We start from the raw sequence: 14,684 nt of genomic DNA, 5'->3' as shown, positions 1-14,684 counted from the left end.
CCTGATCACATTCTGATAGAATATTCAATTTTTCTTCTTTTGAAAACCATTTTCCAGCCATGAAAAAACTCCCCCAAGGCAAACAGATTTTTTTATTTCATCTGTCTACCTTTAGGGGAGCATATCAACCTTGTTGGCGAACCGGCTTTTTCAAACATTTAAGATGAAAGACGCATGCTTTCTGGAACGTCTTCGTCCACGATGCGGACGAACTGTCCTTTATTATACGGATAGCCCGCTTCTGCGATTTTCACTTTCACAAGCTGTCCGATCAAGTCTTCAGATCCTTCGAATACAACTTTCATATAATTGTCGGTATAGCCGACATATAAGTTGTCTTCACCCGTTTCCGTAAACCGCTCCTCAGGAATGATCTCGAGAACCTCTCCTTCGTAGTCTGACGCATATTCTTTTGCGAGCTGGTCTGACAGGGCAATCAATTTGTGAACCCGTTCGTTTTTCACGTTTTCGTCAACCTGATTGTCCATGCGCGCGGCAGGGGTACCCGTCCGCTTGCTGTACGGGAAGACGTGGAGCTCTGAAAATTTGTGTTCTTTAATGAAGTTATACGTCTCCATGAACTCTTCTTCCGTTTCCCCCGGAAAACCGACGATGACGTCAGATGTGACCGCAAGTCCAGGGAGTGCTTTTTTAAGCTTTGTTAAACGGTCTGCGAAAAATTCCATCGTATATTTTCTTCTCATTCGTTTCAGCACGCTGTTGGAACCCGACTGAAGCGGAATGTGCAAGTGTCTGACGATTTTGTCGGAGCTGTCGAGCACTTCGATGACTTCATCGGTAATCTGGCTTGCTTCAATGGATGAGATGCGGATTCTTTTCAGGCCTTTTACACGGCTGTCCAATTCTCTTAAAAGCTGTGCAAAGTTGTAATCTTTCATATCTTCTCCGTACCCGCCGGTATGAATTCCGGTCAGGACGATTTCTTTATAGCCTGCATCGACAAGCTGCTGCGCCTGGCGGATGACTTCTTCCGGATCACGGGAGCGGAGAAGGCCGCGCGCCCACGGAATGATGCAGAACGTGCAGAAATTGTTGCAGCCTTCCTGAATCTTCAAAGAAGCACGCGTCCGGTCGGTAAACGCCGGAACGTCAAGCTCTTCAAACACCCTGGCTTTCATGATGTTGCCGACGCCGTTGATCGGCTGCCTTTCTTCTTTGTATTGCTCGATATATCCAAGCATTTTTTCGCGGTCCTGTGTACCGACGACGATGTCTACTCCGGGGATCGCCATGACTTCCGCAGGTGAAGTCTGAGCATAGCAGCCGGTTACGCAAATAACGGCGTCGGGATTGTGACGGATCGCCCGTCTGATCACCTGGCGGCTTTTTTTATCGCCTGTATTTGTGACAGTGCATGTATTAATGACGTATACGTCAGCTCTCGTTTCAAATTCTTTTCTTTCATAGCCGGCTTCTTTAAAAAGCTGCCAGATCGCTTCAGTTTCATAATGGTTGACCTTGCAGCCTAGGGTATGAAATGCAACGGTTGCCATTGTTATTCACCTCTTAGTAACTCTGTATGATAGGAAACTGCCGCTAAAGCGTAAAGCGGCGCGGTTTCCGCCCTTAAAATGCGGGGACCGAGCCCGCAGGCGAGAGCGCCTTTTTCCTTGAGCGCTTCGATTTCGCCTTCTGAAAAGCCGCCTTCCGGACCAAACACCATTAGCAGGGAAGAACCTTCCGGCAGATCTTTAATCACAGACTGAAACCCGCTGTTTTCTCCTTGTTTCGATGACTCTTCGTATGCAACGACACATTTATCGAAGCTTGGAAGGCTTTCAAGCAAGCCTTGAAACGTATGGACGCGCTCCACTTCGGGAATTTTGTTTCTGTGGGACTGTTCCGCAGCTTCCTTGGCGATTTTCGCCCACCTTTCCCGTTTTTTCTTCGCCTTTTTTTCGTCGAGCTTGACGACTGACCGCGACGCTGCAAAAGGCAAAAACGAGCTGGCGCCGAGCTCTGTGCCTTTTTGAATGATCCATTCGAGCTTATCGCCTTTCGGGAGGCCGTTTGCGATGTGGACGCGAATCGGGAGCTCGCGATTTTTCCCTGTCCAGTCCACAACGCTTAAATTAACCTCTTCTTTTGACAAAGATTCGATTCGGCATTCGGCTTCATGGCCGTCCTTTGCACAGCACACGACATGGTCGCCGGGCGACATTCTCATCACATTTGCGATATGGTGGACGTCCTCTCCTTTGATGACGATGGCGGAAGATGCTGCGATCTCTTGTTTTGTTTGTTCGATAAAATATCGTTGCATACGCTTTTAGACACCTACTAACGATTATTTTTTGGCGATGATGCTGACCCAGTCCTCCATTGACAGCACTTCAATGATCGTGAATCCTTCTTTTAGAAGAGCGTCTTTGACTTCCTGCTTTTTCTGCTGGATGATTCCCGACGTGATAAAGTAGCCATCTTGTTTCAGCAGGCTGTAGGCTTGCTTTGTGAAACGAAGTATGACCTCGGCTAAAATATTGGCGACGATGACGTCTTTTTCTCCCGCGACTCCGTCGAGCAGGTTGTTTTGCTTGATCTCGATGCGATCGCTGACTTTATTGAGCTTGGAATTCAGACGGGCGCTTTCGACGGCCACCGGATCAAGGTCGTACGCCTCTACCCGGTCAGCGCGGAGCATGGCGGAAGCGATGCTCAAAATGCCCGTTCCCGTACCGACGTCCACGACCGAATCTCCTTCTTTTACATACCTCTCAAGCGCCTGTATGCAAAGGACCGTCGTCGGATGCGTGCCTGTTCCGAATGCCATGCCCGGATCCATCTCGATGATCAGCTCATCCGTATGAACCGGCGTATACTCTTCCCATGTCGGAACAATCGTAAATTTCTCGGAAATCTTAACGGGATGATAATATTTTTTCCAGGCTGTCGCCCATTCTTCTTCATTCACTTCACTGATGGTAATTTTATTTCTTCCAAGGTCAATATCATAGAGCAGAAGGTTGTTAATCGTTTCCTTGATTCCTTCTACGGTTTCTCCCAAAAAGCTGTTGATCGGGAGATACGCTTTGATAATGACCCCTTCATCAGGGTAATCATTGGGGTCGAGCTGGTAGATTTCTCCGTACACATTCTCACGTTCTTTTGTTAAATCAAGCGGATCTTCAATTACCACTCCACTCGCACCGGCTTCATGCAAAATATTTGAGATGGGCTCCACCGCTTCATTTGTCGTGTGAATGCAAATTTCGGACCATTTCATACTACCAACTCCTCATCCAATCATTAATCACCTTTAAAGGCGCGTTTTACTTTGTCAAAAAAACTCATTTCCTGTTCATCCGGCACATTTCCGCTCACTTCTGCGAACTCGCGGAGAATGTTTTTCTGGGCTTCCGTTAAATTGGTCGGCGTGACCACACGGACGACAATGTGCTGATCGCCTTGACCATATCCGCGGACATTTTGCACGCCTTTTCCTTTTAAGCGGAACTTTGTACCCGTTTGCGTTCCTGCGGGAACCTTTAATTTCACTTTTCCGTAAAGAGTGGGCACTTCGATTTCGTCCCCGAGCGCAGCCTGTGCGAAGGTCAAAGGCATCTCGCAGTAAATGTCATCTCCGTCGCGCTCGAAAAATTCGTGCTCGCGAACGCGGAAAACGACGAATAAGTCACCAGACGGTCCGCCGTTTATGCCTGGTTCACCCTGTCCGGCGACCCGAAGCTGCTGGCCGTCATCCACGCCTGCCGGAATGGTGACATTGATTTTTTTGCGTTTTTTCACTTTTCCTGTGCCGCCGCACGTTGAACACTTATGCTTAATTTGCTTTCCGGTACCGTTGCAATAATGACAAACTCTTCGGTTGACGACTTTGCCGAAAGGTGTCGACTGCTCCATGTTCAGCTGGCCAGACCCTCCGCAGTGTGAGCAAGTTTCCGGTTTTGTTCCCGGTTTTGCACCTGAGCCGTGGCATGTTTCACACGTTTCCTCGCGCGGGATTTCGATCGTCGTCTCTTTTCCGAAAGCAGCTTCTTCAAAGGACAATGTCATCGTATATTGCAGGTCTGCTCCCTGCCGCGGGGCATTCGGGTCTCTTCTCCGTGTGCCGCCTCCGAATATGCTTGAGAAAATATCGTCAAAACCGAAGCCGCCGAAGTCGCCTCCGCCGAAACCTCCGCCGCCGAATCCCTGATTTGGATCGGTATGGCCGAATTGGTCGTAGTGCGAACGTTTTTGATCATCGGAAAGCGTTTCGTATGCTTCCTTGACTTCTTTGAATTTATCAGCCGCTCCTGCTTCTTTGTTAATATCCGGGTGATATTTTTTGGAAAGCTTGCGGTAAGCTTTTTTTATCTCATCTTTTGAAGCGCTCTTACTTACCCCAAGCACCTCATAGTAATCACGCTTACTCATCTCTTCACACTCCCGATTTTCTCACATAAATTAGATTGTATCATTTCAAATTATGTTTTTTCAATTCCTTTTGTCCTTAAGGAAGAAAAAAGTCAAAGTCAAGAGATCCTGACTTTGACTTTTATCGTCATGTGCCATGCTTAGGCAATACCCGCACAGCCGATTCTATTGTTCTTACTTTTTGTCCTGGTCGTCGTTCACTTCTTCAAATTCAGCGTCTACGACATTGTCATCCGCTTTTTTCGCTTCTCCGCCTTCCTGAGATTGCGCTTGTTTAGCGGCTTCTTCGTAAAGCTTCACTGAAAGCTCTTGAACGATCGTTTGCAGCTCTTCTTTTTTCGCCTTGATTTCGTCAAGGTCATTTTTCTCGATTGCGCTTTTTAGCGCGTCTTTTGCTTCATTCGCTTTTTTCACTTGTGCTTCATCCGCTTTGCCTTCAAGGTCTTTCAGCGTTTTTTCGGTTGTGAAGACAAGCTGGTCTGCTTCGTTGCGAATCTCGATTTCCTCTTTTTTCTTCGCATCGGCTTCGGCGTTTTCCTCAGCTTCTTTGACCATGCGTTCGATCTCTTCATCAGAAAGACCTGAGGAAGATTTGATCGTGATGTTCTGCTCTTTGCCTGTTCCTAAATCTTTCGCACTTACGTTGACGATACCGTTTTTGTCGATATCAAACGATACTTCGATTTGCGGAACACCGCGCGGTGCCGGCGGGATATCTGTAAGCTGGAAGCGTCCGAGCGTTTTGTTGTCGGCAGCCATTGGGCGCTCACCTTGTAGCACGTGAATGTCAACCGCTGTTTGATTGTCGGCCGCTGTTGAGAACACTTGTGATTTGCTTGTCGGAATTGTTGTGTTGCGGTCGATCAGTTTGGTAAACACGCCGCCCATTGTTTCGATACCAAGAGATAATGGCGTTACGTCAAGAAGAACAACGTCTTTTACATCGCCAGTGATGACGCCGCCTTGGATCGCTGCACCAAGCGCAACAACTTCATCAGGGTTTACGCCTTTATGCGGCTCTTTGCCCGTTTCTTTTTTGATTGCTTCCTGTACGGCAGGAATACGCGTAGATCCGCCGACAAGGATGACTTTGTCAATTTCGCTTGCAGAAAGATCTGCATCTTGAAGCGCCTGACGGACAGGGCCCATCGTGCGTTCTACCAAGTGTGAAGAAAGCTCATCAAATTTAGCGCGTGTCAAGGTCAGTTCAAGATGAAGCGGACCTGCATCCCCTGCTGTGATAAACGGCAGGGAAATTTGTGTTGAAGATACGCCGGAAAGGTCTTTTTTCGCTTTTTCAGCAGCATCTTTCAAGCGCTGAAGCGCCATTTTGTCTTTGGACAGATCGATGCCGTTTTCTTTTTTGAATTCTGATACGAGATGGTCGATGATGACTTGGTCGAAGTCGTCCCCGCCGAGACGGTTGTCGCCCGCTGTAGCGCGAACTTCAAATACGCCGTCGCCAAGCTCAAGAATCGAAACGTCGAATGTACCGCCGCCAAGGTCGTATACAAGAATCGTTTGATCTTCATCCGTTTTGTCTAAGCCGTAAGCAAGCGCAGCCGCAGTCGGCTCGTTGATGATCCGCTCGACTTCAAGTCCGGCGATTTTACCGGCGTCTTTTGTCGCTTGGCGCTCCGCATCGTTGAAGTATGCAGGAACGGTAATTACGGCTTTAGAGACTGTTTCACCAAGATAGCTTTCAGCATAAGATTTTAAATGCTGAAGGATGATCGCAGATACTTCCTGCGGCGTGTATTTTTTGCCTTCGATTTCAACTGTATAATCTGTGCCCATATGGCGTTTGATCGACATGATCGTATTCACGTTCGTGATGGACTGGCGTTTTGCCACTTCACCCACTTGGCGCTCTCCGTTTTTAAATGCTACAACTGACGGAGTCGTGCGGGCTCCTTCTGGGTTAGGGATGACTTTCGGCTCTCCGCCTTCAAGCACTGCAACGCATGAGTTCGTTGTCCCTAAGTCAATTCCGATAACTTTGCTCATGAAAATAACCTCCTGCTATGTAGTTATTGATTTACTTTTACCATAGAAGGACGGATCACCCGGTCCTTAAGTTTATAGCCTTTTTGCAGCTCCTCAACGACTGCATTCGATTCATATGCTTCATCCTCAACCTGCATCACGGCCTGATGCAGATTCGGGTCGAATTGTTCGCCCACAGAAGGAATGATTTCAACGCCTTCGTTTTGAAGTGCATCCAAAATTTGACGGTGCACCATTTCCATTCCTTGCAGCAGGCTTTTCGTCTGTTCGTTGTCAGGATCGATCCCGAGGGCGCGTTCAAAGTTGTCGAGCGCCGGGAGCAAATCGCTGATGATGCGCTGTGAACGGTATTTTTCCGCGGCTTCAAGGTCAAGGCGGGCACGTCTTTTGTAATTTTCGAAATCCGCCTGAACACGTAAAAGTTTATTTTCTTTTTCATCAAGACGTTCTTGAAGTTCTTTCAGTTGTTTTTCAAGCAGTTCAGTTTGGTTTTCTTCAGCCTGTTCATCGGCTTCAGAAGCGGCTTGTTCTGCTTCAACTTCAGCTCCTTCTGCTTCCGTCTGATTCAATTCTTCCAGTTCCTCTTGTTCCTGGTTTTGTTTTTCTTCTGCCATCTGTGTTCACCTCCCTTAAAGGTACCTTGCATATGTAGAGAAGGGAGAGCTCCCTCCTGCCTGCTTTCAGTACTGCCTTACCCATCATACAAACTCGTCAGCGCTTTTGACAAGTCAGATGATACATGCTGGAGCAATCCGACGACACGGGCATAATCCATGCGCGTCGGTCCGATGACCGCGATCGAGCCGATCTGCTTTGAACCGAGCGTATAAGTGGCGGTAATCAGACTGCAGTTTTCCATTTCTTCGTAATCATTTTCTTTGCCGATTTTAATGGTGATTCCGGCTTCCGTCGATTGGAAAAGCCGCAGAACTTCCTGTTCTTTCTCAATAAGCGACAACAGCGATTTCACCCTGTCGATATCGTGAAATTCGGGCTGATTCAGCATATTAATCTTGCCGCCGAAAAACAAGCGGTCGGTTTGGGCCGAAGAATCAAGCGTAGCCGCGAGCGCATGCAAAATATCGTCATAGTTACGGATATGCGCACGCAGGAAGATGACCACTTCCTTAAAAATTCTGTCTTTAAGCTCTGATATCGGGACGCCTGCAAGGCGTTCGTTTAATATGTTAACCAGCTTTTCGAGGTCTGAAAGGTCGACCTCCGCCGGAAAATTAATCGTTTTATTCTCGACGTGTCCCGTGTTTGTCACGAGAATGGCGACAGCCTTATTCGGCTGGATCGGCACGATCTGAATCTGTTTCAAATGATTCTCGCTCAGCCTTGGCCCGAGGACAATCGATGTATAATTGGTCAGGTCTGATAAGACTTGAGCTGACTTTTGCACGGCTTTTTCAAGCTCAAAGATCTTTTCCTTGAAGATGGAATGTATTAATTTCAAATCCGTCTTTGACAGCTTTCCAGGAGAAAGCAAATGATCAACATAATAGCGATAGCCTTTTTCAGAAGGAATCCTGCCTGAAGATGAATGGGTTTTTTCGATAAATCCAAGCTCTTCCAAGTCAGCCATTTCGTTTCTGATCGTAGCCGAGCTGAATGTGATGTCTTCCTTTTTAGAAAGCGTTCTTGATCCCACCGGCTGAGCTGAACGAATAAAATCGTTGATGATAACCTGCAAGATTAACAGCTGACGATTTGTTAACATCCATATCACCCCTGTTAGCACTCACGACACCCGAGTGCTAATTGTATATCAAAATTACCAAACCCCAATCAAAATGTCAATTATAACTCACCCAAGAATGCCTGAAACACTTCATTTCCCAGCAGCTTTCCGCCGTGTGTCAAACGAACGCTTTTTTCCGTATTCAAAATCAGTCCTTTTTCTTCAAGTGAACGCAAAACGTCCGGGAAAAGGCCGTCAAGAGGCGTTCCGTATTTTTCGAAAAACCGCTCTTTGCTTACGCCGGCTGTTTTCCGCAGGCCGAGAAACATCTCTTCTTCAATCTGTTCATTTCTTGTCACGGGATGGCTCTCCTTATAAGGAAAACCGGTTTTGTCGATAAGCTCGATATAATGCTTGACAGGGCCCGCGTTTACGGTTCGTTTGCCATTGATATAGCCGTGGGCGCCCGCTCCGAAGCCAAAGTACTCTTCATTGCTCCAATATGTGAGGTTATGCCTGCTTTCAAACCCTTTTTTCGCGAAGTTGCTGATTTCGTACTGGTGTATGCCGGCTTCGGCCATCGTTTTCATGACGAGCTCATACATCTCCGCCTCCTGCTCTTGCTGCGGCAGGTGAAGGCGGCATTTTTTCATCAGATTGTAAAAAACGGTTTTCGGCTCCACAATAAGCGAATAAACCGAATAATGCTCAGCGTCGAGAGACAGTGCGGTCTCAAGCGATGCAGCCAGATCGTCAATCGTCTGTCCCGGCAGCCCGAACATGAGGTCAAGGCTGATGTTTTCAAATCCGGCCTCCCTCGCCCTTTCAAAGGAAACGAACACATCTTTTTTCTCGTGAACCCTGCCGATTTTCTTCAGCAGCTCATCTTCAAACGTTTGAACGCCGAAGCTCAGCCTGTTTACACCGGCTTGCTTCAATACGTTCAGCTTTTCTGACGACAGATCGTCCGGATTGGCTTCCACTGCAAATTCAACGAGGTTTTCGCCCGGTTTTAAAACCGAGTTGACTGTATCAAGCAACCGTTCAAGCTGAACGGCCGATAATGAGGTCGGAGTGCCTCCGCCAATAAAAATCGTTTTCAGCTCGGGGGCCTCGATGGCTTCCATTGTATTGGACATTTCCTTTTCCAAATAGCGCAAGTAGTCGTCAACAGGCTGGCTCTGAATAAAAAATTTATTAAAATCGCAATAATGGCAGATGTGTTCGCAAAACGGAATGTGGATATAAGCGGATTTCATTATGTTCACCTTCTTTTACGGAAAGAAGCCGCAGTGTGTTAAGCTGCGGCGGAAAAAGGCCTATGATTTCTGGCTGCTGTCGTCCATTTTCAGCACAGCCATAAAGGCTTCCTGCGGAACTTCGACAGAGCCGACCTGTTTCATTCTTCGCTTTCCTTCCTTTTGCTTTTCAAGCAGTTTGCGCTTTCTGGAAATATCTCCGCCGTAACATTTCGCCAGAACGTTTTTGCGCATCGCCTTGATCGTCGAACGGGCGATGATCTTTTGGCCGATGGCAGCCTGAACCGGCACTTCGAATTGCTGGCGCGGAATGAGTTCTTTCAGCTTTTCGACGATTACCTTTCCGCGCTCATACGCATAATCGCGGTGAACGATAAAGGAAAGTGCATCAATTTTTTCGCCGTTCAGCATGATGTCCATCTTGACGAGCTTAGACGGCTTATAGCCGATCAGTTCATAATCAAATGACGCATAGCCTTTTGTGCTCGATTTCAGCTGATCGAAAAATTCATAGACGATCTCAGCCAGCGGAATTTCGTAAATGATGCTGACCCGGTTGGCATCGAGGTACTGCATGTCGATGAACTGGCCGCGCTTATTTTGGCACAATTCCATGACCGCACCGACAAAGTCGTTCGGCACCATCATCGTTGCTTTCACGTACGGCTCCTCAATACGCTCAATCTTCTGCGGATCAGGCATGTTTGACGGATTGTCGACGATGATCTTTTCGCCGTCAGTCATGTAAACGTCGTAAATAACGCTCGGCGCCGTCGTAATCAAATCAATCTTAAATTCGCGTTCAATCCGCTCCTGGATGATCTCCATGTGAAGCATGCCCAAGAATCCGCAGCGGAAGCCGAATCCTAAAGCCTGAGAGGTTTCCGCTTCATATTGAAGTGAAGAGTCGTTCAGCTCAAGCTTCTCAAGCGCTTCCCGCAAATCGTTGTATTTCGCGGTGTCGATCGGATACAGTCCGCAATACACCATCGGATTCAGCTTTCTGTAGCCGGGCAGGGCTTCCTCGGCCGGGTTTTCCGCGCTCGTGATCGTATCCCCTACGCGGGTGTCTCCCACGTTTTTGATCGCCGCCGTCAGGAATCCGACATCGCCGACCGTCAATTCATCGACAGGAACGGCTTTCGGCGTAAATACGCCGACTTCCGTGACTTCAAATTCCTTCCCGGTCGCCATCATCTTAATTTTCTGTCCGGCCTTTACTGTTCCCTGGACAACCCTGATATAGGCGACGACTCCTCTGTAGGCATCGTAGAGGGAATCGAAGATCAAAGCCTGTAAAGGCGCGTCAGGATCGCCGTCCGGCGCCGGGACTTTTTCAACGATCTGTTCCAGTATCTCTTCGATCCCGATGCCCGCTTTGGCGGAAGCAAGAACCGCTTCTGAAGCATCGAGGCCGATGACATCTTCCACCTCTTGGCGGACGCGCTCCGGCTCTGCGCTCGGCAGGTCGATTTTGTTGATGACCGGCAGGATTTCGAGGTCATTGTCAAGCGCAAGGTAAACGTTTGCGAGCGTCTGCGCCTCGATTCCCTGGGCTGCGTCAACGACGAGAATCGCGCCTTCACACGCGGCCAAGCTTCTTGACACTTCATAGGTAAAGTCCACGTGCCCCGGGGTGTCTATGAGGTGAAAAATATATTCCTCTCCGTCCTTTGCTTTATATTTCAGCTGAACGGAGTTGAGTTTAATGGTGATTCCTCTTTCTCGTTCCAAATCCATCGAGTCGAGCAACTGCTCTTTCATTTCCCTTTGAGTGATTGCCGCCGTTTTTTCCAGTATACGGTCTGCCAGCGTTGATTTCCCGTGGTCAATATGGGCGATAATAGAGAAATTGCGAATTCTCGACTGTCTTTGTAATCGTTTTTCTTTGTCTGTCACACTAATCACTCCTACTATGAAACGCAACATGCGCTAGCTTAGATTATATCAATAGGGGTGTGAAGATTCAATGTTTAGAAATCCTCAGGTGTAGTCGCAAAAAAGAGAAAAACGAGTTCCCCTGGAACCCGTTCTCTCTGACTTATTCCGTTTTGTCCTTAATCCAGTCATACAAAGACCTGGCTGAGTTCGTGACCGAGTCTGCCAGCGCGCGGCCGGCTTTGGAAAAGAAGTTGAAAGCTTCCAATCGTTCAAGCTCCTTCTGTTTTTCTTCCAAATCGATTTTGTGCCCGAGAACGGAAGCCTCCATCGCTTCTCCTTCAGAAATGCTGAGCGCTCCTTTTAAATCGGGGTCTTTATAGCCCTTCATTTCCAGCATCCCGTGATTCGCCTGCTGCATGCCGACGAGAACGCCGAAAAACATGACAGCGGATGCCAATATGCATTTTCCTATAAAAGAAGCCACCGTTATCACCTGTTTCTATTGTTTTTTCTTATCGTCTTTACCCGAGCCTGCATCGACTTTTTCCGCCTCCCAGAACATCTCGCTGAACACGTCGGCCGTTGCTTCTGCAGCCCGTTCAAGCTCCGCCCGATTATTATCGACGCCTCCGAATTCAATTAAGATCGAATGCTCGTTTAAGTCCTGGTTATATACGCCATTATCCCCAGGATCGCCTTTTGATATAACGCCGCGGCTTAAGCCCGGATATTTTTTTTCAAGGCGCTCATGCAGATCTTTTGCCAGCTTTAAATTTGCCTCAAAATTAGAGCTTTTTTTGCCGATGACAAATGCGATCCGCGCATAGCTTTTTCCTTTTATCGTCGTGGTGGTCGCTTTTCTGCGCTGCGCATCCCTGTGAATATCGATAAAATACTGCAGATCCTTGTGTCGGGCCATCGCTTCTTTAACGACAGGCCTTGCCTCATCATAGGAGCGCGGATAGCTCCAGCCTTTCTTTTTCAGATTCGCTTGAATGTCCGTTTTATCCACCTTTGCCCCAACGCCTTGAGATTTTAAAGCATCAGCGAGCATATCGCTGACAAGCGTGACATTCGCTTTTGAATGAATGGCCATGTCGGGATTGGTTTCCCCCTTTAAAAATGGCAGATACGATTCGGTATTATGGGTGTTATAAATAAATACCACTTTCCGGTCGCCGGTTGACTGCTCGGGAGGTTGTTTGTTTTCATCGTCTTCTTTCTTTCCTTCAATCTCTGCAAGATTTGCTTCTCTTTCTTCTTTTAAGACTTCTGTCGGCGGCGCAGATTCAGAAGGCATGTTCGTATAATCGGTCCCTTGTCCAGCGACGAGAATGTCTGAATCAAAATGCGAAAAACCTGGAAGCTCGCGGCCGAGAAAGCTTCGCGGGTCTTTCAAATTAATGCTCGTCGCCAGTTTCAGAACAAGCGGCGAAAGCTCAATCCTTTTATTCGGCTCAGGCAGCTCTGATGCAAAATAGCGGTTTTCCATCCCTAAAATGTGTCCAAACGCTTCACCCGCCAGTTCATCCGTCACCCGGTACAATGACGAAGACGGTCTCAGTTCAGGCCGGAGAGATGTGAGCACCCCTGACAAAATGAACACCAAGAGCAGGCCGGCAATAAACAAGAAGACTGTTTTCACCGCGGTTCCAGCGTTTACGGCCAGCACAAACTGACGATTTCTGCCTCTTTTTTTCATCGCAATCCCTCCAGAGCTTGTCTAGTAAATAGACTATGAGCAAGATAGAGGAAGTAGAACAAGCCATTGGGCGAAAAAAATCAGGCGGCTGTTTCAGCCGCCTAGTGGTTGTACATTCCTTTGTTGTCCTGTGAGACTTTTTCGTGCAGCGCGGTGTTCAGCCCGTTTGCAATGACGTTTGCCATGTCATCGATGAACGAATCGACTTCTTTCGGCGTTACCATCAAATTATGGCCGAGCGGTGCAAGCACTTCGTAAATAAGCTGCTTTTTTTCATCTTCTCCAAGACTTCCGACGATTCCGAGAAACGATTTGCGCTGCTGTTCATCCGGGAGGTCTTCCTCTGTCAAAACCTTTCGTTTTCCGAAGGTCATTCCTGCAGGCACAAGCGATCGGGACGGGCTGTCATCTTTCATCTCTCTTCCGAAATGCTTCAAAATATAATCGATCGTATCGCTTGTAATCGTAACCGCATCGACAACGGTCGGAACGCCGATGGCGATGACCGGGATGCCGAGCGTCTCTTTGCTTAATTCCTTCCGTTTATTCCCGACCCCTGATCCGGGATGAATCCCGCTGTCGGAAATTTGAATGGTTGAATTGACGCGGTCGATCGCCCTTGAGGCAAGAGCATCGACCGCAATCACGAAATCGGGCTTAGAACGGTCGATCACGCCTTGGATAATATCGCTCGTCTCAATCCCCGTCAGCCCCATCACACCCGGCGAAAGCGCGCTGACCGGGCGGTAGCCTTCCTCCACGTTTTCCGGCTGAAGCTTGAATAGATGCCTTGTCACGAGGAGACTTTCCGTCACAAGCGGTCCGAGGGAATCAGGGGTTACATTCCAGTTTCCCAGCCCGACGATTAAACAGCTCGCGTCCTGCTGAATGCCCAAATAGTCAAGAAAAGCGGAAAACTCCTTTGCAAACAAATTGATGACCTTTTCTTGAAGAGCCGAATCCTGCTGCCTGATCCCCTGCGTTTCCAAGGTTAAATAGCGCCCTGCTTTTTTGCCGGACAGCTTAGCCCCTTCTTCGTCAATATCCATCGTCTGGACTTTGATTCCGTCCTGCTCATATTCTTTGACCTTAAACCCTTTTAGTTGTTGCCGGGAAGACGCTTCCCTTTCTTGCGCCAGATCCTTTGCTTCAACGGCTAAATCGGTTCTAACGGTATATTTGCTCAAGTCAAGCTTTTTCTTCTCCATATTTGTATTCCCTCCAAAAACATAACTGTCGTTAGTGTTCCCTGCCGCAAGTGCAAACATTCCCTGAAGCGTCCTTTCAAATAAAAATACTTTACATTTATATTGCAATCTAAAGGTGTGTTTGATAGAATACAATTTGTTCTATTGTGGAGATCTAACCTATAGAAAAAGGAACAGAGGTTATTTCTTAGGAGGTGAAACACATTGCCAAACATTAAATCAGCGATCAAACGCACAAAAACAAACAATGAGCGCCGCGCACACAATGCGACGATCAAATCTGCAATGCGTACTGCGATCAAACAAGTTGAAACACTTGTAAGCAACAACGAAGCAGACAAAGCAAAAGCAGCTTTATCCGTTGCAGCGAAGAAAATCGACAAAGCAGCGAAAAAAGGTCTTGTCCACAAAAATACTGCGGCTCGTTACAAATCAAACTTAGCGAAAAAAGTGAACGGACTTTCTGCATAAAAGAAAGCTTGGCCCTGCCAAGCTTTTTTGCTTGCTATTAAAAAAAGCGGCCTCCTGTTGAAGTGACCCCCAAAAGT

At 47.7% G+C, this 14,684-nt stretch carries 13 protein-coding genes; 1 reads left to right on the top strand and 12 read right to left on the bottom strand.

Annotated elements, in window-relative coordinates; translation table 11 throughout:
• Positions 1-158: 158 nt before the first annotated feature.
• The 12 genes from mtaB to gpr form a co-directional block, all read right to left on the bottom strand.
• Positions 159-1,514: a tRNA (N(6)-L-threonylcarbamoyladenosine(37)-C(2))-methylthiotransferase MtaB gene (gene mtaB / locus V7126_RS23580; RefSeq protein ID WP_046131781.1), complete on the bottom strand. Its 1,356-nt coding sequence runs from the start codon at positions 1,512-1,514 to the stop codon at positions 159-161.
• A 2-nt stretch (positions 1,515-1,516) separates the two neighbouring features.
• Entirely contained in the window at positions 1,517-2,284 is a 768-nt protein-coding gene (locus V7126_RS23575) for a 16S rRNA (uracil(1498)-N(3))-methyltransferase (protein WP_046131780.1), read from the bottom strand.
• Between the two features lie 24 nt (positions 2,285-2,308).
• Positions 2,309-3,244 carry a 50S ribosomal protein L11 methyltransferase gene (prmA, locus tag V7126_RS23570; protein WP_046131779.1) on the bottom strand — a complete coding sequence of 312 codons (936 nt, stop codon included), beginning with the start codon at positions 3,242-3,244 and terminating at the stop codon, positions 2,309-2,311.
• 23 nt (positions 3,245-3,267) lie between these two features.
• Complete coding sequence (dnaJ, locus tag V7126_RS23565) at positions 3,268-4,395, bottom strand: molecular chaperone DnaJ (protein ID WP_046131778.1); 1,128 nt, start codon at positions 4,393-4,395, stop codon at positions 3,268-3,270.
• A 174-nt stretch (positions 4,396-4,569) separates the two neighbouring features.
• Complete coding sequence (gene dnaK, locus V7126_RS23560) at positions 4,570-6,402, bottom strand: molecular chaperone DnaK (RefSeq protein WP_046131777.1); 1,833 nt, start codon at positions 6,400-6,402, stop codon at positions 4,570-4,572.
• Positions 6,403-6,425: 23 nt separating this feature from the next.
• Entirely contained in the window at positions 6,426-7,016 is a 591-nt protein-coding gene (gene grpE, locus V7126_RS23555) for a nucleotide exchange factor GrpE (RefSeq protein WP_335499774.1), read from the bottom strand.
• Between the two features lie 77 nt (positions 7,017-7,093).
• Positions 7,094-8,125 (bottom strand): heat-inducible transcriptional repressor HrcA, encoded by a 1,032-nt coding sequence (hrcA, locus tag V7126_RS23550; protein WP_046131775.1) that lies wholly within the window; start codon positions 8,123-8,125, stop codon positions 7,094-7,096.
• Positions 8,126-8,205: 80 nt separating this feature from the next.
• The gene (gene hemW / locus V7126_RS23545; RefSeq protein ID WP_335499769.1) at positions 8,206-9,345 is read right to left on the bottom strand and encodes a radical SAM family heme chaperone HemW; all 1,140 of its coding nucleotides are present in this window, start codon (positions 9,343-9,345) and stop codon (positions 8,206-8,208) included.
• Between the two features lie 60 nt (positions 9,346-9,405).
• A complete protein-coding gene (gene lepA / locus V7126_RS23540; protein ID WP_046131773.1) occupies positions 9,406-11,244 on the bottom strand; it encodes a translation elongation factor 4 in 1,839 nt (612 codons plus the stop codon).
• A gap of 142 nt (positions 11,245-11,386) precedes the next feature.
• Positions 11,387-11,710 (bottom strand): YqxA family protein, encoded by a 324-nt coding sequence (locus V7126_RS23535; RefSeq protein WP_046131772.1) that lies wholly within the window; start codon positions 11,708-11,710, stop codon positions 11,387-11,389.
• A gap of 15 nt (positions 11,711-11,725) precedes the next feature.
• Positions 11,726-12,928, bottom strand: coding sequence for a stage II sporulation protein P (spoIIP, locus tag V7126_RS23530; protein WP_175076601.1), 1,203 nt, complete (start codon positions 12,926-12,928; stop codon positions 11,726-11,728).
• Between the two features lie 101 nt (positions 12,929-13,029).
• Positions 13,030-14,136, bottom strand: a complete 1,107-nt coding sequence (gpr, locus tag V7126_RS23525; RefSeq protein ID WP_335499763.1) for a GPR endopeptidase — start codon at positions 14,134-14,136, stop codon at positions 13,030-13,032.
• Positions 14,137-14,340: 204 nt separating this feature from the next.
• Here gpr and rpsT point away from each other — a divergent pair, with 204 nt between their 5' ends.
• Positions 14,341-14,607: a 30S ribosomal protein S20 gene (gene rpsT / locus V7126_RS23520; protein WP_046131769.1), complete on the top strand. Its 267-nt coding sequence runs from the start codon at positions 14,341-14,343 to the stop codon at positions 14,605-14,607.
• The last annotated feature ends 77 nt before the right edge of the window (positions 14,608-14,684 follow it).

The organism is Bacillus sp. JJ675 (assembly GCF_036963165.1).
Taxonomy (GTDB): domain Bacteria; phylum Bacillota; class Bacilli; order Bacillales; family Bacillaceae; genus Bacillus; species Bacillus glycinifermentans.
The sequence above is the reverse complement of the archived record's forward strand: the minus strand, read 5'-3'. Positions and strand labels throughout refer to the sequence as shown.